Genomic DNA, 21984 nt, shown 5'->3' on the forward strand with positions numbered 1-21984 from the left:
ATTTACCTAATGGGATTCAATTCGCCCTCTTTTTCTACTTCATCCACATTTTGTCGATTTGCTTTAGTTTGTTCCTTAATCATAATTAAAAATGGAATGAATAACAGAGCAAATAAAATTGAGAGTTGGTACAAACCTACCCAGCCGATTGCTATTTGAATCGTTGCTGCAACTGGTCCGGATAGAATACGAGGTAATGTAGATAGAGCAACAAGCATCGAAAATTGGGTTCCGGTATACTGTTTGTCAACTAAACGCATGAATAAAGCAACAAGCGCTGTAGACCCCATTCCCGCTGCAAAATTATCAAAAAATACTGCAATTGCCAATAATGTAATATTTTTTCCTGTTATTGCCAAAGCAACAAATAGGACATTGGTTAATGCTTGCAACAATCCAAAGATCAGTAACGAGCGATACAACGAATAACGCATCAATAAAAATCCTGCACACAAGCCGCCAAGTAAAATGGAACCGACTCCTAGCATTTTATTGATGTAGCCGATGGTCTCTAAAGAAAAACCAAGCCCTTGAATTAAGAAAGGCATAACAATACCACTGGTAGTCGTTGTAAAAGCTTCACCTAACTTATAACAAAAAATAAAAAGTAACAGTGGGATAATGCCTGGACGAAATATCAATTCCTTAACGGGAGCGAGAAAAGATAAAGCAAAATTACCCTTCTCTTTGATATCAACACTGGGTTCCTCACTAAAGAAAACAGCAAACATGCCCGCAATCATTATGAGCCCCATAAAACGGTAGGTATAAGCCCAACCTAATTTTTGTGCCATAACTAAAGCCAAACCACCTGACAACAATAACGCAATTCGATAACCTAATACGGCTAAAGAAGCTCCCAAAGCATGTTCGCTCACTGGTAAATATTCTGCTCTATGCGCATCAATAGCTACATCTTGGGTGGCAGAAAAACACGCTAAAATCAAAGCCAAAAAAGCCATTAATTTAGGATATTGCTCTGGAGTAAACCACGCCATTAAGTTGAATCCAAGGAGCAATAAAAATTGCATACTTAAAATCCAGCTTCGTCTTTTACCCATGCTAAAGAGAGAGTATCGGTCTAAAATAGGTCCCCAGAAAATACGGTAAGCATAGGGCAAACTAACTAAACTTAAAGTTCCGGTAGCAAAAACGGACATCCCGCTGTATGCAAACCATGCCTGTAAGGTACTGCTGATTAACGCCATAGGCAAGCCAGAGGAAAAACCTAAAATGAAAACAATAAATAGTCGTTTATTCATTTTGCGGAGCTCTCAACGGCGGAAAAATTGATCTTGAAAGAAAACCTCACTCCGACTTTCAGGAGTGAGGTACGATAAGGAGGGAAATTCCCTTCTCATTGATTAGGCAGCTTTTTTAACGGAGATCAAATGAATTTTGAAAATTAAAGTTTCATTTGGACCGATAGGACCACCAACGCTACGTGGGCCATAAGCTAAGTCTGAAGGTACGAAAATTTCCCAAGTAGAACCAGCAGGCATTAATTGTAATGCTTCAGTCCAACCAGGTATTACTTGTGATACTTGGAATGTCGCTGGTTTACCTGCTTTTTCAGTGCTGTCAAATACAGTACCATCAATTAAAGTACCAGTATATTCAACTGTTACTGTATCAGATTTGCCTGGCTTAGCTCCTGTACCGGCTTCAATAATTTTATATTGCAAACCACTTGGCAATACAACTACACCTGATTTTGATTTGTTGGTTGATAAGAACGCTTCACCTTTAGCCTTGTTCTCTTCAGCTTTTTTATTGAACTCGGCGCTGCGCTTTGCCATCAAATCTTTCTGAAATTTATTCAGAACATCTTTCATTTGTTGTTCAGTCAAAATCAATTGGGCACCAGACATTCCATCTTGCATTCCTTTAGCTAATGCGTCCGGATTAATATCAATACCTTGATTTTTGAAGTTTTTTCCTAAATCAGCACCAATACTATAAGATAATTTATCTTTATCCGTAACAAGCGATGTAGCATCAGTAGCAGCCATTGCAGTAGACATTGCCAGCCCCATAATGGCCGCAGTGACCAATTTCATCTTCATAAAGAATCCCCTTGTAGTCTTTCTGTTGTGCATATCTTCTCAATTTCTTTTGGAAGTTATTGCATTGTAAAATGCATCATAATTCTGCCTAAATTCACGTGAAATTACCAGTATTTAAATGCGATTAATTGTAATTATATTACAAAGTTCATTGAATTCATGACTATCCTTAAATGCTTATCCCTGGCAGCACTGAGTAACAGCGAAGCGACGGCGAACCGAAAGTCAATAGGTTCACTATAATTAAAATAGACAAATAACTAAGATCCCTCTACACTTTGCACTAATTGTAACTAGAGATTAACCCACATGAACATCAGTGTTTTTGATTTATTCTCCATTGGAATTGGTCCTTCAAGCTCCCATACTGTTGGTCCCATGCTTGCTGCTAATGCTTTTTTAAAATTATTGGAAGAAATGCAGCTCATGAATCAGGTACAACGTGTTAAAACCGAACTTTATGGTTCACTTGCTTTAACAGGCAAAGGTCATGGAACAGATAAAGCTATTTTAAATGGATTAGAAAACAAAGCACCTGAGACTGTAGCTCCTGAATCGATGGTTCCGCGTATGCATGAGATTCTCAGCTCCCATACGCTCAATTTAGCAGGCAAGAAAAATATTCACTTTAATGAATCAACGGATTTTCTGTTTTTGCAAAAAGAGCTTTTGCCAAAACATTCTAATGGGATGCGTTTTTCCGCTTTTGATAGCCAAGACAATTTATTAATTGCTCAAGTTTATTACTCAATTGGCGGTGGTTTTATTACTACTGAAGAAGATTTTTCCAAAACCACTGAAGATACGAACCCACCTCCATATCCATTTTCTACCGCAGCCCAGCTCTTGGAGTTATGTCAAAATAATAATTTAAGTATTGCGGAATTAATGCTTATTAATGAAAAAACATGGCGCAGTACTGAAGAAATTCATCATGGAATTTTGGCAATTGCCAAAGTTATGGATGATTGTATTGCTAATGGGTGCAAGCATGATGGCATTTTACCAGGCGGACTTAACTTAAAAAGACGTGCCCCTGATTTATATAAAAAGCTCATGAATGAAAAAGGCGTAAAAAGCATTTTCGAACAATCAGATATCATGAACTGGCTGAATCTTTATGCCATGGCAGTCAATGAGGAGAACGCAGCGGGTGGACGTATCGTTACGGCACCAACTAATGGGGCTGCTGGTATTATTCCTGCTGTGCTCAAATATTGCCAACACGCACATGATAGAATGAGTAATGAGGACATTTACACCTATTTTCTTACTGCAGCAGCGATAGGCATACTTTACAAAAAAGGTGCATCTATTTCTGGGGCTGAAGTAGGATGCCAAGGTGAAGTCGGTGTTGCCTCTTCTATGGCTGCAGCTGGCCTTACAGCAGTACTTGGTGGCACTGTAGCTCAAGTTGAAAACGCAGCAGAAATCGCAATGGAACACCATTTAGGAATGACCTGTGATCCTGTTTTGGGTTTAGTACAAATACCATGCATAGAACGTAATGCCATGGGTGCAGTAAAGGCAGTTAATGCAACACGAATGGCACTTATTGGTGATGGTCAACATCAAATTTCGTTAGATAAAGTGATTAAAACAATGAAGCAAACAGGAATGGACATGCAAAGTATTTATAAAGAAACATCTATGGGTGGCTTAGCAGTTAATTTACCGGAGTGTTAAGAACGGTGTATCTGCTGTTTTGATATTTTGTATAATAAATTTCTCTAAACCAAATAGCCTATGTTCCTCCATCACCTTATAAAATGACTGAATTTCCTCTTCTAAACACGAAGAGGAAAGTTCAGTTACAATCCCCACTAGTTTTTCCATCTTTTTATTGACTCGCATATTCCTATACTGCTTCTCTCCACCTCTATCTTTAACAAAAAATAAATTCTTACTTATCGAATGCCATGCGGTTTCGCCCTTGGAGTTCACAATCTCATCTTTAAGCTGTTCCGAATCACGAACTTCTTTTTCTAGTTCTGGTACAGAGTGTTTTGTTCTTAAGAGCCTGACAGGTAGAGAACTCGCAACGAGTTTAAAATCATAGATCTCATTGAGCTCCTCCTCCGTATAACAATTCGTCAGAGATTCACGAAATTGGGCCAAGGTCCTCGCTGCCTCATCTATTTTTCTTTCATGTTGATGAGACCTCATATAATCATAAACGGGGTTGTACTTATCTTGATTCGATAGCATTGAAACATTATCGGTCACAAAATAGGCGCATGTACGCCCTTTCATTTGTAATGTGTCTATGGGAATATAAATCATCAATGTACACAATTTACTTAAACTACCAAACCTCATCTTACTGCTTAATAAATTGGTTAAAACGAGTGATTGTTTGAAACCAAGCGGATCACAAATCAAAATATCTAAACCAGGAGGGGTTTCTGTTCCTTTAAAATTGAATTCTAAAAAAGACCAATGATTTAATTGCGCACTTCCGTCCCATTTTGAAAAAGCAATTTCAAACCGCAGATCCTTGACACAACACTCAATCATTTGTTCAATAATCCCTGCTAAACAATCCATTTCATCATAGCTCATTGCGAAAGCGTTAAATTTATCGCTACTTTTTTTCAACCGTTTTTTTAAATATAAAAAGAATGCCATAAGGTCTTCAGGGATACTGTCAGGCTTTCCACTAAGTGCGAGTAATGATTGAATGTCCGAAATATTTTTCATAGTTATAATGATTTGATATTTAATTATTTTTTTTTATTAATCTAAATTAGTTTAATTAAAATTGAAAATAATTTTTATTGAATTAATCAAAATACATTTTTTATTTTCAATTTGAATAAAACTTGAATTTTATGTTTTCTCGTGTACTATAGCGCTTCTTTTTAAACCAGAGGTAATAATAATAATGAAAATGAAACCCCATGAGTGGATGAATGAAGATGGAGAACTTAATCTCATTACAAGAACTCAAAAGAAATTAGCACAAGCCCCTCAATCACAAGCAATATTCTCACAATATCTCTTCTTTAAACAACATGACTTAACTGGTGCGCAACAGATTAGAAAAAATGTGAATCATGCGATGGAAATCGCCTATGAACGAGATGTTGGATTCGGTCCGACTGAGCACGCGGATCTTCCTCACAACAAGTTTGGTTACTAAGATATAAAATCCCTTTTCCCCTATCTACGTCATCCCGAGACAACGAGGGATCTCCTCATTGTGACATACCATAGTCTGGAGATGCCTCGCGATGCTCGGGATAACTGGATCAGGGAAGACGGGAAATTCAGAAACCATTAACGAAAATCCATGCGTCTGCACTTTCTTTAGAAAAAAATAGATCACTCATTGCAAAACCAACTACTGCTGCAAGCGTGTCATTAAAATAAACTAAAGGAATGCGTTCCCTTAACCATGGTGGAACGCCCCACTCTTGGAATAATTTTTTTAAACGCTTGGTTTGCCCATGCCAGAAAAATTCTTCTCCGCCTTGTCTGAATCGGACAGATATTTTTGTATTGGGAGGAACAACTAGACCTTGAATGCTTTTTTTTGCCAATAAATGAATTTGCAGATCAGCGATGATTAAAGGAAAAGGAAATACCGACCATTCAATGCAGGAAGGTAATTTATTTGTATTTTTCCTATCTATGTATAAATGCCTTTGGTAGCGACGCACAATCACCTCTGCCCAACTCACCTCTGGAATCGCATCGGAACTTGCAAAGATCACTTCATCAATCAAACGCTCAAAAGTAGCTGTCGAGGGCAATTGAACTCGATTATTTTTCAACCAAACCCTGAGCAGATTCACAAGACGATCGCGGCTGAGTTCTTTTAATGGTGTTATCAACAAAAAATTGTTTAAAAGAACGTCTGAATTTTCTTCCGATGCAGTCACCTTATTTCCAACCTCATCTGGGGTGGAAAATTGCTGCGTCGATACGGTGCCCAAATTCTCATGTACTGGTGTGTACGTTGCGGTTCTTCCTTCGATATCCCCTTGCCCTTTTCTCTCCTTAGAGTGTTTGGAAATAAGTCGACTATCTCCTTCTGCCAAGCTATCTAAATTTCTTTTAGCTTGCTGGCAATGAATCGCTGTTCTTGCGATATTACCCACCACTCCAGGCCATTTTTTTTTCAACAAGGGGATAATTTGATGACGAAGGTAATTGCGTGAATAATTAATGTCCTGATTGCTCTCATCTTCAATCCATCCTAATTGATGTACCACAGCATAACGCTCAAGTTGCGCCCGGGAATGATTTAAAAAAGGACGAGCCACTTCTCCCAATCCCAATTTGCCCCAATCACACATCGCAGCCAAACCATCCACTCCAGCGCCTCGAAAGAGTTGCAAAAGTACTGTTTCCGCTTGATCATCCAAATGATGTCCTAAAATCAAGCAATTTTGTTCGGTCATCAAAGAAGAAAAAACTGCATATCGAGCAATGCGCGCCCTCTCTTCGATATTGGCTGAGCGATCAAATTGTACGGATTGGGTCATTAAAGGAATGCCCAAATGATGACAAAACTGCTCGCAATGTGCTTGCCAATGAGATGCTCGAGCACTAATACCATGATTCACATGCACTGCAACTAATTTAGCAAACAAGGTGGGATGGGAAGCGAGCACATGCAAAAGCACCGTTGAATCAAGCCCTCCACTAAAGCCTACAATTAGCTTATTAAAATGGCTTAGGCGAGAAAGCCACTCGGTATTCATTAGAACACTTTCCAAACTCGCTGATGGAGGCGAGGCGTGATTAGACGCGGAGCTTAGAACCGGAGTGTACAAGCAAGTACTTGAAGATTCGAGCACCTCATCGGCCATGCAATCCACCTCCTCAGTTGAATCTGGAAGGAGATCTAATAAATCTTTAATCACTTGCACCCATAGCCATAAATTTTTGGTATCTGTTTTCGACCAGTTGGTCCAATGGTAATTTCTTTAAAGCACGTAATTCGCTAACCAAAACATCCTTTAAACGCGCAGCCATTTCATCAACATTACGGTGTGCCCCCCCTAATGGTTCAGGCACTACCATATCAATTAACTTATTTTCCAAAATCTTATCTGCCGTAATTCTCATCGCTCGAGCAGCTTCGCTTGCTTTAGAAGCATCTTTCCACAGAATCGAGGCACAACCTTCTGGAGAAATCACTGAATAAATACCAAATTGCAGCATGAGCACACGGTCTCCGACGCCAATTGCCAATGCACCTCCAGATCCGGCTTCTCCTGTTACCACACAGATAATTGGAGTTTTAAGATTTGACATCACAAAAAGATTTCGCGCAATTGCTTCTGATTGATTGCGTTCTTCGGCACCAATCCCTGGATACGCTCCTGCGGTATCAATAAAAGTGAAAATAGGTAATTTGAATTTTTCAGCCATCTTCATCAAACGCAAAGCTTTTCGATACTCTTCAGGACGAGCCATCCCAAAATTTCGATATACTTTTTCTTTAGTACGTTTACCTTTCTGATGGCCAAGCACCATAACTGGCTCACCATTTAAACGAGCCAAACCGCCAATAATTGCAGGAGCTGAAGAACAACTTCTGTCGCCATGTAACTCCTGAAAATCTGTAAAAATACGTTCAATATAATCTGTAGTCTGTGGCCTTAGTGGATGTCTCGCCATTTGCGCTACTTGCCAAGGCTCCAAGTTTGAAAAAACTTGGGCTGTTAAATCAGAACATTTTGCTTGAAGTCGTGCGATTTCATCACTTAAATTCACTTCGTTATCATGTCCTAACATACGAAGTGCTTCAATTTTTTGATTCAACTCTTCGATGGGTTGCTCAAAATCCAAAAATTGTCTGCTCATTGAATACTCTTTGGTGAATTAAATATCATGGTATATGATAACCTTAACCGACAATTGATGCCAGATTCAAACAAAGTATATGATCATTACCGGATTTAACCCTTTAAATACACAAAACTGCATCTTAAATGAAGCTCGAATTGATCTTTGGCAATTTTCTTTAGTGCATGAATTAAACAATGCATATGAACTATTAAATCATGAAGAGCGAGCACGTGCGGAGCGATTCTACTTCAGTAGACATAAACGCCGTTTTTCTACTGCCAGGGCCACGTTGAGAATCATCTTAGCAAATTACCTCAATATTCCTCCTGAGCAGCTGGAATTTACTTATAATGAGCATGGAAAACCAGAGGTCATCAATACAGCAAAATTACAATTTAATATAAGCCACACGGGTGACCTAGCGCTACTGGCAGTTGGAAAAGGATTTCCTTTAGGTGTTGATATCGAGAAATATTCCGCCAGGCCTTATGAGGGAATTGCCAAAAATTTATTTTCCGATCTTGAATATGAAGAGTTTATTAAAGTACCTCTCGCTTTAAAACCGGCTGTTTTCTTTCATGTTTGGGCGCAAAAGGAAGCATTTATTAAAGCCTGTGGCTTAGGTCTTTCTTACCCAACCAAACATTTTAGCGTCCCTGTATCGATACCAACGAAACAGTTAGTGAATGATCCATTACATAACATGACTTGGCAATTACGCTCCTTTATGCCTGAAGTAGCTTGTAGTGGCGCTTTATGTTATCACCCCACAGTAAGGGAAATTCGACATGGATTTATTCATCTACAACAAAATACTCGCTTGATTTTTTAGGTTTCTCCCAATGCATCTTACCCATTCACAACTCACATTATTAGAATTACTTGGCGATGGCGAATGTCATAGTGGTTCCGAATTAGGAGCAGCCCTGGGTATTACCCGTTCAGCGATTTGGAAACAAATTAATCATTTAATTGAATCGGGAATTCCTATAAAACGCATGAGACACCAGGGTTACCAACTTCCTAATCAGTTGATTTTATTAAATAAAAAGAAAATTACAGAATATCTTATCGCAGAAAAATGCATATCACCGTTTAAGTTACATCTATTTACAACCATTGATTCAACAAATCGCTATCTTAAGGATTTACCCCTTTCAAATTCCGTTGATATTTGTTGTGCCGAAATACAGACTCAGGGTAGAGGTCGGTTTGGAAGACACTGGCACTCACCTTTTGGAGAAAATATATACTGTTCAAGTCGCTGGAACCTCAACTATGATCTCGCCAAACTTTCCGGATTAAGTTTAGTGACCAGTCTAGCCATTGTAGCCACATTAAATGAATTAGATCTATCCTCTAATATCAAGATTAAATGGCCTAATGATATTTTATGGGATAACAAAAAATTATGCGGCAGTTTGATTGAAATATTGGCTGAATCAAATGGTAATGTCCAAGTCATCATAGGTGTTGGCTTAAACGTCAATACGGATACTCAAAACAGCCCTCTTCCTGATAAGCCATGGTGCTCCTTATATGAGATGACCCAAAAGCATTTTGATCGAAATGTTCTTATTGCCAAACTGATTACTCATTTGGAATATTATTTAATCAAATTCATTCATCATGATCTTAACTTCTTTATGGATGAATGGAGTAAGTCGGATTATTTATTTGGAAAAAAAATTAAAGTGACCCAATCTTCCAATACCTTATCTGGGCTTGCATGCGGAATTAATGACTCAGGACAATTAATTGTAGAGGATGATGACGGTATTAAGCATTTTCTCTCATCAGGAGATACTTCGCTTCATGACTCATAAAAAATGATCATAGAGGGAAAAAGAAAAAATTAGGTTTGTCCCGAGCATTTTTAAGTGCTCGGAACTGGATGACTGCGAGGAAATCGATTTATACTGCTTCTTCAGATTCGTCTGATTGCTTTTCTTGTTGTATGCGTAAATAAATTTCTTCACGATGGACAGATACATCTTTAGGTGCATTAATACCGAGACGAACTTGGTTACCTTTTACACCGAGCACGGTAATATTAACATCATCACCTATAATTAAAGTTTCACCAATACGCCGAGTTAAAATTAACATAAAAATCTCCCTAACTAAGCAGCTACCTATTCCTCCACAGAACGCAATCCATGGTGTTCTTGATAGCCAAAAAACGACTAAAAACAAATTAATATTTATATTTGCTATTCGAATTTAATTTTACACTGTGATTATTAACGGAGTATTAAGAAAATAATTAATTTTATTTATTTGTAAGAAAAATCTTATTATAACGAGTTAATAGGCAAGTGTTGTTGGTTACATTGGAAACATTTTTTCAATCAAATAATAAATAAAAACATAAAACTATTTAAAGTATTAAAAACTAGAATGAATACATTATCAATAAATTTTTCCTTTGTCACCAGTCGCAAATTTCCTCCATTTAAGGATATACTTACCAAACCCTCTTAAACTGGAATTTTTGCATGTCCTTGAAGGCCATGTACAACGACATCGCGGAACACTATGCTATGGCAAATCGTTTTGGAGCAATTAGCCAGAGTCATGAAGTAGCCATTGAACAAATGAAGCGCTTTTATTTGGGCATAAAACCTCATTATAAAGTTCTTGATTTGGGTGTTGGTGATGGTGCTTTTCTAAAAAAACTACAACAGATAATGCCGCAAGCAGAGTTTACAGGCATTGATGTTTCTACTGAAATGTTAAAACGAGCTCGTGAAACATTGCCAGTGATTACTATAGAAGGTAGTGCCGCACAAGCTAATAAGTTCTTACCTCCTCATAGTCAAGATTTAATCCTGGCCCATTTTATTAATGCTTATATTCCGATTAAAGTTTTATTTCATGAGGCTAAATTACTGACCCGAGCGAATGGTCACTTTTCAATGATTACCACAACCTATGATTCATTTCCGGTAGCACAACAGCGCCTTGCTGAATTTATCACGGAAGACTCCATCTTAAGCAGTGTTGTTGGTCATTATTATAAATCCATTGTAAAAAATACTACGGTTGCGGCAAACAACAATGAATTGATGCAGGCATTCCAACAACATCAATTTGAAGTCATAGCACATCAACGCTTGGAAATTCCCATCACTCTGAATACTATCGATGAATTAGCGCTTTTCGGAATTGAAGGTACCTGGTTTCTCAATACATTATCCATTAGAATGCTCCCAAAAATCTTTTTAATTCAAAGACTAAAGAGACTTTTTAGCAAAATATTCACCTTCCCCTATCATGATACTCATATAATTGATGTCGTTCTTGCCAGAAAATGATAATCTGATATTTATCTTAAGATGATGAGGTAGGAAAAATGATTTCTCAAGAAGTGAAAAATTATTTGCCTGAATTGGCCCTGAGACAAAAACAAGCCAATAACATCATATATATTACCTTTTGGAGCCAATTTTCAGTATATGCACTGAATACCATATTGGTTTTATTTTTAACTCGTCCCGTATGGTCTCAAGGTTTAGGGTACAGTCAAGCCAAAGCATATGCTTTTATTGGGGTGGCTCATGCAATGGGTTATCTTATGCCTATGCTTGGCGGCTATATGGCGGATACTGTGGTCGGAATTAGGCGATCCATACTTCTTGGCAGCATCATGTTGGCCACTGCTTATTTGCTCATTATGATAAGCGGATACACTGTAAGTACTCTAGGAGACACTTTTTTTATTGCGGCTTATGCTTTTGTTCCCGCGACCAATTCTCTTTTAATGGGTACCTCTTCAAGCATGGTCTCGCATATTTATTCCGATGATGCGGTTAAAGCAAAATCTGCGATGACTTACTACTACATCGCAATTAATGTTGGTGCATTATTAGCAACTTTAATAGCGCCATTACTCTTTGAAAGCCGTTATGGCCCACTTTCTATCCTTACCTTGGCTTTTGTTGGTAAATCCATTGCTGCATTGAATTTTGCCAAACGCTACCCTATTTATGAAAATGTTATTTGGGGAAAAGATCAATCCAAACTCTCTAAGTCAGGCATTTTTCGCTTAATTGCATACATCGCTACCATTTATGTACTGACTTTATTTGCGTATTCCCATGTTTATGTCGCAAGCACAATCATAGCTTCCGGTTGTGGAATAGGAATTGCCTGGTTTTTAAAAAAAACATTAACCCTTAAAGGAAGGGTACGAGAAAAACAAATGATTGCTCTTCTACTCATCATTGAAGCAGTTGTATTTTTTGTTATCTATAACCAAATGAACAGCACCCTAATTTTATTTGCCGAAAATAATTCAGATCATAATTTATTTGGCCTCACTGTTTCCCCCGCTCATTATCAAATACTGAATCCATTACTTATCTTAGCTATAGGCAGTCAGCTACCTCGTTTTTATAAACTGTTTCCTCATTTCACTATTCCCTATCAATTTGCGGCGGGTACAGCACTTGCGGGAATTGCTCTTTTGGTTATGTCATTTGCTGCCTCAACGACTACAGATGGAATAATTAACGGCAATTACATTGCATTAACCTATATTCTCATTTCAATTGCGGAATTATGGGTGAGTGCCATTGGCTTAAGTATGGTAGGCTTGTATTGCGACAAAAATTCAATCGCCTTTGCCATGGGTGTATGGTATTTGGCAAGTTCTTTGGCGCATGCCATATCAGGAAGAATTGCTGGTTGGGTCGCAATTCCAAACACAGTCCACTCTGCCATAGAAAGCCTTCCTTACTATCAAAATTATTATTTAGCTTTAGGGATAACCGCCATAGTGCTTGGCACCCTTATGTATCTTTTCGCGTATATTTTACAAAAATTAATGGGAAAAAGAGGGATAATCTTAGGTTAAATTAAATAGACCAGGCTTTATGCTGTATTAACTTTTCCATTTAGGATTTAATAAAGCGCAAAGAGATTATTTTTTGATCGGCAATTGATCAAGGTACTTGCTTGCACATGACATAATTCGTACTATGTTTTTTTTGATCAGAGTGTCACAATTATATGAAAATTTATTTTCAAAATATTACTTTCCAAGGTAGCCCCTTAGTTTGGGAATTGAATGAAAGTACCCATCAAGCTACTTGCCTATTATATTGTATTAAAAAAGGGACTCATTCTCGATTTGAACCTAAAATAAGTCTCGACATGTTTCATGAATATCCTGGCGTCACTATTGACGATGGGGCAATTATTGTAAAAGACGTCAGAACATTTCCCGTCGCTTATCAAACTCTAGAGCACCTGAATCAGTTAAAAGACAAAATTGTTCGATCCAAGCCCCCCATATATAAAAAACAGAGTACTTTTTTCCAATATAAAAAGGATAATGCGCTCGAAAGTAGTACGTCCTATTCTAAAACTCAAGCTGATAAACGCAGACGCAGCTCATCAATGGCCGACCTACCCTTGTATGGTCGCATCAGTTTAGATGACTTAATTAAAAAAGATGATCATGCCAACTCATCCTTATGGGGAGATACGGTTGCCTATGAGACCTATTTCGAGGAAAAAACAAGGAGTGACGCCAAAGCACGTGGTGCCATTTTTCTAAAATCAGTGTCCTCTTTTTATATTATGGTGCAGTATGAAAAGAATCATCACCTTTATCCTTTAAAATCACAACTCATTAAAGAAATTCGAAAACTATTGGATAGTCTTGATCCAATTTATGTGAATTGGTGTGCTCAAGAAATTACATCTAACAGAAAATCAATTTTTCTTTATTTTCAAAATGCAGTATTAGAAGCCATGATTAATGGAACATTTAATGACAAGCCAACAGAATTTGACACACCTGAACTAGAGAAATCAAATCCTAAATTAAAACAATATGCAATCGAAAAAGCCCGTGCTTTACGTGCTGAGTTAATGTTAATGAAATTCAATATCTTAATTAACCCAGAATTATTCCCTGAGCTCGCACTTAACGAAAAAGAAGCAAAAAAAGTTCTGCCTGAAATTACCTCTTTTCGACAATTTGTACTCAAACAGCCTATTGAAGTGATTGAAGATATAAAACTAAAGCTAAAGGATGTGGCTGGTTTAATTATTCAATCCGGCATTGTAGAAGAATCGAATCTGAAATTAAGTACGCAACTCAATCATGAGTTAAGCACTAATGCAGCTGTCATCATGGATTTTCATTCATTTCAAGCATTATTACACCTTCAATTAGACAAGCAACTAAGCAGTAATAAAAAGGAATTAATCCCTGATATTGCTACTAAGGTGGCTAAAGAAACGATCATTCAAATAAATAAAACATTTGGGAAGTCACATGGCCAATATATCGCTCAATTATCCAATATAGTGGATAGCGATTTTTACTTGTGCAAGGAATGGGCTGAACAATTAGCTGTTGAATTGGAAGAAATTATACTAAAACATCCTAAAGAGGAGAAAAAAGTACTTGCTTATAGCCATGCGATAGCAGATAAAGTAGTTACTTTCTTACAGACCCAATTGCACGACTATACTCCTACTCTCAATGAGGGAACAACGGCATCTATATCTATGTAAATTTGAAGCATGATACTTTGTGCTGAATTTGATGTAGGCAGGGCCAGGGCTCAACTTACATCAAATTCAGAACCTAAAACGAAAATATAAAATTAATTATCTAAACCCAAATTATCTTGCTTAAAAATCCTATCAGCACGATAGCTTGAACGAACCAAAGGACCAGAAGCTACCTCGAAAAATCCTTTCTTCAATCCGATCTGTCTTAGCTCAGCAAAAGCCTCAGGAGTCACATAGCGCGCAATAGGTAAATGGTTTTTTGTCGGTTGTAAGTATTGCCCTAGCGTAAGAATATCTACATTATGTGCTCGTAAGTCATCCATTGTTTGCACAATTTCTTCATCCGTTTCACCTAAACCTAACATCAAGCTCGTTTTTGTCAATACATCAGGTCGATAACGTTTAGCGTAAGCGAGTACTTTTAATGTTTGAGTGTAACCCGCTCTATTATCACGAACAGGATGAGTCAACCGCTCTACCGTTTCTACATTTTGTGCAAATACATCAACACCACTATCCAGTAACAAGGCAATATCTCTTTCTACACCTTGGAAATCGGGAGTTAATGCTTCTACTTTAGTTTTTGGAGATCTTTGCTTAATTGCTCGTATCGTATGCGCGTAATGATTTGCGCCACCATCAGGCAGGTCATCTCTATTCACTGAGGTTAACACGACATAATCTAGATTCATTAATGCTACGGTATTTGCTGTATTTTCTGGCTCTTGTGCGTCCAACCAACCATGAGGATTACCAGTGTCTACAGCACAAAAACGACATGCACGAGTGCAAACAGAACCCATTAACATGATTGTTGCGGTACCATGAGACCAACACTCAGAAATATTAGGGCATTTTGCTTCTTCACAAACAGTAGACAGACGATGTTTTTGCACTTGCTCCTTTACCTGATGATATGCGGGAGTAGTATGATTTACCACGCGTAGCCATTTAGGCTTAGGTAAGCGCTCATAAGCATCTCCAGTTGCTTTTACACCATCTTTAATTGCTGTTACGCCATGAGATGTTTTATATTTTTGTCCGCTCTCTACAACAACGGGAATATCAATGAGCTTACTCATGTTATCACCTGAAAAAACAAAGGTAATGCCAGCCCCTTTTGAATTAACATTAAATAAGGACCTGAGCTATTACAAACAAAGAGAGATGATAATCCCAAATCATCAAAATAAGATCAAGTCAATTTTAAAAAGTAACCGCAAATCACCAAGATCAGTAACGTCGCAAGGGATATTCCAAAGTAAGACAATACATAGGGATATGCGATTAGACTGGCCGCAATGGCGATCATAAACAATAAGCCAATGTTGGCTAATTTTGTTCGTGATGCAGCAAAACGCTCTATTTTAAGTAAGAGCAAGTAAACCAATAAAATCACGATTAAAGGAAGTATATATACCCCTTGATAAAGCAATTGGTACATATTGGATTGCCAATTCATTAACTGCTGATCATTTAACCATTGTTCAAAGATAGTAGACCAGTTCATGACACAAGTTTGTTGATAAATTGTAGTAATCAATCCTAATAAAAAAGCCAATGAAAAATATAAAATTCCTGAAGCCTGTTTTTTTAGAAATTGCATCGCAAAATAAAGAGTTATTATTCCTAATAATGCAGCAGGAATACGCAACCATGGCAACAATTCAAAAAACGCATTGGTATAAACCTGTTGAAAGTAATGGACTATTGCTACTGAAAAAATAAACAGGAGACTCGCGATAAGCTGTTTTTTCTTCTGGGTTTCTATTAAAAGAAAAGCAAGAAATCCTGCGAAGCAAAAAAATGCACAAGGACTAAAGGAGTCCATAAATGCCAGGGTAATCGTAAACCGCAACCTTGACGGTTTTTCTACTAATCCAGTAATAAATCGATTTGCATTGGCCAAATGTCGCAATGCATTCACAGTGGCAGGGGTTAACGTACCTTTTTTTTCAATTTGTTGCTTACAATAATTAATCGCATGCAATAAATCTTTACCGGTGGTTTCTGCTGATGTAAAGCCCACCCACCGTGAATTGCAAAAATAGATTGATGGAACAGAAAAATCATCCATTTGCTGTTCGCTCAATAATTGATAAAAACGGCCTAAAGCATTTTTATCCTGATTAATATAATACCGCTGAATATGAAAATCAGGATGTTTTGATTCGATATCGCGAAAAAATGCATCAGCCTTTTGACAATGGGGACAGGTGGTGGACAAAAATAATTCTATGTTAATCACAACCTTGTTATCAGGACTTTTGGAATACCAATTGGTCGATAATTCAGTTGCCCAAACAGGCGCATTGAATACCATTAGAATGAGCAGCAATTTGAAGGCTGTTTTCATATGAGTCATAAGTACATTAAAAAAGATACTATATCATCCTAAAAAAAAATCTGTTAATAGGTATGAATGTAATTTTCTAATTGTTCAATAACTCTAGCCTTGTCCTCCAGTAAATGATAAAGCACATCACCTATCGATAAAATAGCCACAAGTTCATCGCCTTCATCACGAACGAGTACATGCCTTCTTTTTGTTGCAGTCATCGCCTGCATGGCCTTTTCCACAACATCATTAGTTCTAAGAATAGTGATGTCCTTATTGACTACATCTGAAACTTTTCCTTTTTCCAGGTTAATGCACTTATGCAAACAAGACCGTACTATATCACGCTCACTCACGATACCTATTAATTGGTTGTCATTATCGACTACCACTAATGCCCCAATATCATATTCCGTCATCATATCAATACTTTTTTTAACTGAGTCTTCCGGATGGATATAGATAATTTTTCGTCTTGGCATTGGCAATGCATTATGAATTAGGTCAGCCATTTTATTCTCCATTTGAACACACTTAACCTATCTTATAAATATAGTACAAATGGAGAATATTTAAGCTAAGGACGGATAATTATATTATTTTCAACTGCACGTACACCTGGAACCTGACGGGCTATTTGTTCGGCAATATCACTTTGGCGAATTTTCTTTACATATCCAGTAAGAATCACAACATCTTGCCTTGTTTGAACCTGCACATGGGCTATCGCTAGCTCATCATTACGCATCAACGCTTCTTGCACTGTTTGCGCCAAATTTGCCCCTTGAGCAATTGAAGGAGTAAACGGTCTAAATATATTGGAAGTTGCCTGATTGGACTGACAACCCGCCAAAGAAAAAAAGAAAAAAACAACCAGCGTATTAAATAAATACTTTTGCATAAATGTCTCCAATATCGATTCAAACAATCTAGGGGTCTGTTTTCAACTTTACTATCTTGGCCATAATGGCGAATTGTCAACAGCCCTTTCATACTTAGCGTAACGCTTTATTTTTGTTCTACAGCCTTGGGAAGAGTGAAGCCGTAGTATGGCAAAAACACACAAGTAAAGTGAATAGTATGTACTTTAACTGATTAATATACAAATAAATATCTAAGAGACTATACTATTTTATGATAATAATGATGATAAGACTAAGCTCATGAAAAAAATGGATCATATCAATCAAAATAAAACGAATCATCACAAATAAAAGAGGAGCCATGTATTTCCCCAAACATTGGTTAAATATTGCCGAACATAGAAAGGGGATTATGGTGGATTGCCCTGCTCAAGGTGGGTCAGGTAAGATGGTATCATCCCCTAAGCTTAATAACACTTCAGCTGACGTCCCAGGAAAATAGGTGTTACTAAAATAAAAAATGACTTTTAAATTGAGTATAAAAACATGGATAAAGACTATTACAAAATAATGGGAGTAAGTGAAGATGCCACTGAAAAAGACATAAAGATGGCCTATCGAAAACTTGCTCGAAAATACCATCCTGATATCAGTAAAGAACCCAATGCCGAAGAGCAATTTAAAGAAATGGGAGAAGCTTATGAGGTTTTAAGGGACCCAGTAAAAAGGGCAGAATATGATGCGTTTCGGAAAAATAAAGCATTCCATCAACAAGGCGCACAGAGTCATTGGCGTCCCGAAGATTCGGAACATGTATATCGCGGTCCATTAAATGAAGACTTATTCGAGACATTATTTGGACACTCCCGTTATCGGCAGCAACCAATGGCCGGTCAGGACTATCATGGAAAAATTAATATCAGCCTCGAAGAAGCATTTGCAGGAACGGTTAAAAACATTCAGATTCCGACTGCGCACGACGCTCAAGTCTCCATGCAAACATTGAAAGTGAAAATACCCGCAGGAGTTAAATCAGGTCAACAAATTCGTTTGGCTGGCCAAGGTGCACCTGGCATACATGGAGGTCCTCGTGGCGATATTTATTTAACGATAGATGTTGATAAACATCCCCTTTTTGACGTAATAGATGGTGATATCTACCTCACCCTACCTGTAACTCCTTGGGAAGCGGCTTTAGGAGCAACAATAGTGGTTCCTACTTTAGGCGGAAAAATCGATTTGAAAATTCCACCGGGATCTCAAGGAGGACAAAAACTAAGATTGAAAAATCGTGGCTTACCGGGTACGACCACTGGACATCAATATGTACTTTTAAAAATTATTACTCCGCCGCCAACAACTGAAGAGGCAAAAGAACTCTATAAAAAGATGGCACAGGTAATGCCTTTTAATCCACGCGACACGATGGGAGTATAAGCATGAAGCAAGACAATACAATAATTGGCGTGCTTATTGAAGAAACAACCACTATTTCATTCAATGAGGTATGCCAAAAATATCATATACCTAAAGAATTATTGATCGAAATGGTCGAATATGGCATTTTTTCAAGCAAAACAACAAAAACAGAGCATCTAAAATTAAACCAAAAAGATCTGCGTAAAATTGAGTCTGCCTTTCGCCTACACCAAGATTTAGGAATCAATCTTCCAGGGGTAGCACTCGCATTAGAACTCTTGGAAAAAATAGATCTATTAAATGAAGAGCTTAATATTTTACGAAAACATTTTTGATTCGCAAAGTAATTCGCATAGGTGCAATCCAGCAAAATAGAATACCCTCTCCCACTTATGGGAGACGGGAGGTACCCTAATCCCCCAGGCACTTTTCCACCCCGCCTTGCCTCATCCCGAGGGTAGCGAGCTTGCTCCCATCGTATATACAAGAGTTCCATCTTGGGAATACCTCCTGAACTCGTGATAAGTATGCATTGCGCTGCGCTTCATCCCAACAACAAATCATAAGCTAAATTCTTATAAAAATTACGCAAGCAGATATTGCTAGACATTGCGAAATGGTAATAGAATGGTTAAAGGATAATCTTTTAACGAAGCAAACCTATGCGCCCTTTGTTTATCATTTTGATTGTTTCTCTAGTTGTTTTACAACATAAGTTGTGGCTGGGCGATGGAAATTTGATTCAATGGCATAACCTTGAAAAAAAAACTCGCCGCTCACGAACAGGAAAATAATAAATTAACAACCCGTAATCGGGTACTTGAAGCGGATATCAGGGAGTTAAAAAGTGGCGATCAAGCCCTGGAAGAGCAGGCACGGTATGAGCTCGGAATGGTAAAAGTAAATGAAGTCTATTACCAATTCGTAGATTAGAAGTAATCGCTCAAGCCTCATTCTGACATTGATTCAAACGTTTAGACTTACTCACATCCTGCGCTTAAATAGAACCATTCTCTATAGACACTGAACACAGAATAAATCCATCATGAGGCTCTGTTCAGGAGTATACTTGAATCGTGATGAACGTTTGGATTTGAACGCAAATACAGCCTTTCGGTGCATGAGGCACTGTATTTGCATCAAGCAGTCAATAATTCGAGATGGTTAGGTGGTTGCTTATTCCATAGACTCAATACAAATCCGCCTCCCCCAGATCCTGTTGGTTTTACGGCGAGCGCCCCTTCTGCGCTCAGCCAATTCATATGTTGTTGCAAACTTTCACTAACTAGATTCCATTGATAAAAGCAATCAGCAGCTTTATTAATTGCTTGGGCTAAAGAAGTTATTGCATCTGCGCCACCCTGCTCTAAAGCAGCTCTTGCTTCTTCAACCGCATCAACCATTTGTTCATCAATTTGTTGAGCCAAAATAGGATTATTAGTCCATAAGTTCTGAACTTGATGAATACAATGCGATGTAATGCCAATCTGTTTGCATGAAGACAAAAAAAACTGTGGGTAAATTTTTTGCTCCAGTGGCATAATAGATCCCGATTTAAAATAAACCCCTTTATCAGTAGCAACTCCAGCAACATCAAGTCCGCTGCTTTTTCCATGGAATAAATGTTCTAGTTCTTTTGCAAAATCATTACATTGATCTTGCTCTATCATTTTTTGCGCACAAAACCAACGACTCATTGCCACACAAAGAGCTGCTGAAGCGCCCATACCAGCTCCCACAGGGATCGTGCTGTCTAAATGAAAATAGCCACCTATTTGGTTTAAAGAGCGTCCTAATAAGTGCATTCCATGCTCTAGCACGCTCCAAAACAACAGTTGCATATCAGCACCGCTGCTCCCTGCATAATCAGCTCCTAAAGAAGACCCTGCCGCAGAATAATTGAGCGTTAATTTCTTTTCCTTAATTGGAAATACTAAGGCTGGATGTCCTCGTACTACAGCATGTTCACCTGCTAAAATCCACTTACCAAAAGTTGTAGTTTCAAAATCAAAGAACGTCATAATTCCCTACTAAATAATCACGTTTAAATTCACGTGCTAAGTCTGCCTGGTTGGAACGATATAATAAATGAATGTTTGGTCCAGCATCCATGGTTACTATGGGGCCATCGCCTTTTTTATTCCAAAAATTTTCTAAGTGATGCAGGAGGTCGGTACAACTTTCCGTCATGTAAGTAAAAGGTTGTTCGCAAGTAGTAAACAAACGATGCATATCTTGAAATTCTTTCCAGCAGATTTGATATGCGGCAGTCCAATCTTCCGTCATTAAAGCATCTAATAAAAGCTTTAGGTTCTCTCTTGCTCTTTGGCTACGTGTTTCATAAAAAGGACTACTCTTTACTCGTTGATGGGCTTCACTCGAAGGGACTTCTTTCTTTTTATTACTTATCACGACACCTTGGTAAATTAATTCTTGATAAGGCAAATCCACTTCTTTAACTTCATTGTCATCCCATAAAGCCCAAGGAGAATAAAAAGATCGACACGATGAACCTGATCCCAAACGGCTTAGCTGGGCTTGTTCATCGATAGAAGGCATAGGCTTATTGGTTAGCTCACTCAAAGCCACAACAGCACAGCGCGTTAATGCCGCAAAACTTGAAGCAGAACTTGCCATACCACTACTGTGAGGAAAGTTATTGCACGATTGCACTAAAAAACCACCCTCATAGCCAAAGTATGTTTTTATGCGAGCTAAATGATCAAGAAATCTTTTTTGACCCTCTGGGGACAGTACAAAATGTTCAATTCCAGCAGGTATTATAAGCGGTTCCCAAATATCTTTTTTTGAGCTTATTTTTTCAAGCCTGACCGTACTTTTGAGATCGTTTAAAGTATAGGATAGCGATGGGTTATCAGGAGTATTTGCATTATCCTTTTTTCCCATATATTTGATCAGAGCAATATTAGCTGGGGCATGGGCTAGCCAATACATATTTTTCTCC

The 21984-nt window shown here is 37.9% G+C and carries 21 protein-coding genes and 1 pseudogene; 10 read left to right on the forward strand and 12 right to left on the reverse strand.

Annotated elements, in window-relative coordinates; all coding sequences use genetic code 11:
- Window positions 1-2: 2 nt before the first annotated feature.
- Together EL022_RS13410 and EL022_RS13415 are read right to left on the reverse strand one after the other, a co-directional pair.
- The gene (locus EL022_RS13410) at window positions 3-1262 is read right to left on the reverse strand and encodes an AmpG family muropeptide MFS transporter (RefSeq protein WP_028380085.1); all 1260 of its coding nucleotides are present in this window, start codon (window positions 1260-1262) and stop codon (window positions 3-5) included.
- Between the two features lie 102 nt (window positions 1263-1364).
- Entirely contained in the window at window positions 1365-2066 is a 702-nt protein-coding gene (locus tag EL022_RS13415; RefSeq protein ID WP_028380084.1) for a BamJ family beta-barrel-assembly machinery protein, read from the reverse strand.
- 309 nt (window positions 2067-2375) lie between these two features.
- Here EL022_RS13415 and EL022_RS13420 point away from each other — a divergent pair, with 309 nt between their 5' ends.
- Window positions 2376-3752, forward strand: a complete 1377-nt coding sequence (locus EL022_RS13420; RefSeq protein WP_028380083.1) for an L-serine ammonia-lyase — start codon at window positions 2376-2378, stop codon at window positions 3750-3752.
- Here the strand turns inward: EL022_RS13420 and EL022_RS13425 are convergent.
- Window positions 3738-4766: a hypothetical protein gene (locus EL022_RS13425; RefSeq protein WP_051544402.1), complete on the reverse strand. Its 1029-nt coding sequence runs from the start codon at window positions 4764-4766 to the stop codon at window positions 3738-3740. The genes EL022_RS13420 and EL022_RS13425 overlap by 15 nt on opposite strands.
- Before the next feature lie 184 nt (window positions 4767-4950).
- Between EL022_RS13425 and EL022_RS13430 the strand changes: the two genes are divergently transcribed.
- Window positions 4951-5208 carry a hypothetical protein gene (locus EL022_RS13430; RefSeq protein ID WP_028380082.1) on the forward strand — a complete coding sequence of 86 codons (258 nt, stop codon included), beginning with the start codon at window positions 4951-4953 and terminating at the stop codon, window positions 5206-5208.
- 127 nt (window positions 5209-5335) lie between these two features.
- On the opposite strand, the gene tilS is transcribed toward EL022_RS13430, so the two are convergent.
- Both tilS and EL022_RS13440 read right to left on the reverse strand, forming a co-directional pair.
- Window positions 5336-6790 carry a tRNA lysidine(34) synthetase TilS gene (tilS, locus tag EL022_RS16475; protein ID WP_028380081.1) on the reverse strand — a complete coding sequence of 485 codons (1455 nt, stop codon included), beginning with the start codon at window positions 6788-6790 and terminating at the stop codon, window positions 5336-5338.
- 139 nt (window positions 6791-6929) lie between these two features.
- A complete protein-coding gene (locus tag EL022_RS13440; RefSeq protein ID WP_028380080.1) occupies window positions 6930-7883 on the reverse strand; it encodes an acetyl-CoA carboxylase carboxyltransferase subunit alpha in 954 nt (317 codons plus the stop codon).
- Between the two features lie 79 nt (window positions 7884-7962).
- Here EL022_RS13440 and EL022_RS13445 point away from each other — a divergent pair, with 79 nt between their 5' ends.
- Together EL022_RS13445 and birA are read left to right on the forward strand one after the other, a co-directional pair.
- Window positions 7963-8700 (forward strand): 4'-phosphopantetheinyl transferase family protein, encoded by a 738-nt coding sequence (locus tag EL022_RS13445; RefSeq protein WP_028380079.1) that lies wholly within the window; start codon window positions 7963-7965, stop codon window positions 8698-8700.
- A 10-nt stretch (window positions 8701-8710) separates the two neighbouring features.
- Window positions 8711-9694, forward strand: coding sequence for a bifunctional biotin--[acetyl-CoA-carboxylase] ligase/biotin operon repressor BirA (gene birA / locus EL022_RS13450; protein WP_028380078.1), 984 nt, complete (start codon window positions 8711-8713; stop codon window positions 9692-9694).
- A gap of 88 nt (window positions 9695-9782) precedes the next feature.
- Here the strand turns inward: birA and csrA are convergent, their stop codons facing one another.
- Window positions 9783-9977 (reverse strand): carbon storage regulator CsrA, encoded by a 195-nt coding sequence (gene csrA / locus EL022_RS13455; protein ID WP_010654169.1) that lies wholly within the window; start codon window positions 9975-9977, stop codon window positions 9783-9785.
- 389 nt (window positions 9978-10366) lie between these two features.
- Between csrA and EL022_RS13460 the strand changes: the two genes are divergently transcribed.
- The 3 genes from EL022_RS13460 (at window position 10367) to EL022_RS13470 (ending at window position 14399) form a co-directional block, all read left to right on the forward strand.
- Window positions 10367-11185, forward strand: coding sequence for a class I SAM-dependent methyltransferase (locus EL022_RS13460; protein WP_028380077.1), 819 nt, complete (start codon window positions 10367-10369; stop codon window positions 11183-11185).
- A 38-nt stretch (window positions 11186-11223) separates the two neighbouring features.
- Window positions 11224-12726, forward strand: coding sequence for a peptide MFS transporter (locus tag EL022_RS13465; RefSeq protein WP_028380076.1), 1503 nt, complete (start codon window positions 11224-11226; stop codon window positions 12724-12726).
- A 155-nt stretch (window positions 12727-12881) separates the two neighbouring features.
- Window positions 12882-14399: a hypothetical protein gene (locus EL022_RS13470; RefSeq protein WP_051544401.1), complete on the forward strand. Its 1518-nt coding sequence runs from the start codon at window positions 12882-12884 to the stop codon at window positions 14397-14399.
- A 92-nt stretch (window positions 14400-14491) separates the two neighbouring features.
- Here EL022_RS13470 and lipA read toward each other — a convergent pair whose 3' ends face one another.
- The 4 genes from lipA to EL022_RS13490 form a co-directional block, all read right to left on the reverse strand.
- On the reverse strand, window positions 14492-15481 hold the full coding sequence (gene lipA / locus EL022_RS13475; RefSeq protein ID WP_028380075.1) for a lipoyl synthase: 990 nt from the start codon (window positions 15479-15481) through the stop codon (window positions 14492-14494).
- Window positions 15482-15594: 113 nt separating this feature from the next.
- A complete protein-coding gene (locus EL022_RS13480; RefSeq protein WP_035900557.1) occupies window positions 15595-16755 on the reverse strand; it encodes a thioredoxin domain-containing protein in 1161 nt (386 codons plus the stop codon).
- Window positions 16756-16808: 53 nt separating this feature from the next.
- Window positions 16809-17249, reverse strand: a complete 441-nt coding sequence (locus tag EL022_RS13485) for a CBS domain-containing protein (RefSeq protein ID WP_028380073.1) — start codon at window positions 17247-17249, stop codon at window positions 16809-16811.
- A gap of 65 nt (window positions 17250-17314) precedes the next feature.
- Entirely contained in the window at window positions 17315-17638 is a 324-nt protein-coding gene (locus tag EL022_RS13490; protein ID WP_028380072.1) for a BON domain-containing protein, read from the reverse strand.
- Between the two features lie 508 nt (window positions 17639-18146).
- Between EL022_RS13490 and EL022_RS13495 the strand changes: the two genes are divergently transcribed.
- From EL022_RS13495 to ftsB, 3 genes and pseudogenes are all read left to right on the forward strand, one after another.
- Window positions 18147-19037 carry a DnaJ C-terminal domain-containing protein gene (locus EL022_RS13495; protein ID WP_028380071.1) on the forward strand — a complete coding sequence of 297 codons (891 nt, stop codon included), beginning with the start codon at window positions 18147-18149 and terminating at the stop codon, window positions 19035-19037.
- Between the two features lie 2 nt (window positions 19038-19039).
- Complete coding sequence (locus tag EL022_RS13500; RefSeq protein WP_028380070.1) at window positions 19040-19354, forward strand: chaperone modulator CbpM; 315 nt, start codon at window positions 19040-19042, stop codon at window positions 19352-19354.
- Between the two features lie 327 nt (window positions 19355-19681).
- Window positions 19682-19952, forward strand: a pseudogene (gene ftsB, locus EL022_RS13505) (cell division protein FtsB).
- A 206-nt stretch (window positions 19953-20158) separates the two neighbouring features.
- Here the strand turns inward: ftsB and EL022_RS13510 are convergent.
- Window positions 20159-21040 carry a mevalonate kinase family protein gene (locus EL022_RS13510; RefSeq protein WP_028380068.1) on the reverse strand — a complete coding sequence of 294 codons (882 nt, stop codon included), beginning with the start codon at window positions 21038-21040 and terminating at the stop codon, window positions 20159-20161.
- Window positions 21027-21974, reverse strand: a complete 948-nt coding sequence (locus tag EL022_RS13515) for a diphosphomevalonate/mevalonate 3,5-bisphosphate decarboxylase family protein (protein ID WP_028380067.1) — start codon at window positions 21972-21974, stop codon at window positions 21027-21029. Before EL022_RS13515 ends, EL022_RS13510 begins: the two co-directional genes overlap by 14 nt.
- Window positions 21975-21984: the final 10 nt, after the last annotated feature.

Origin of the sequence: Legionella cherrii, from assembly GCF_900635815.1 — a bacterium.
GTDB classification, from domain to species: domain Bacteria; phylum Pseudomonadota; class Gammaproteobacteria; order Legionellales; family Legionellaceae; genus Legionella; species Legionella cherrii.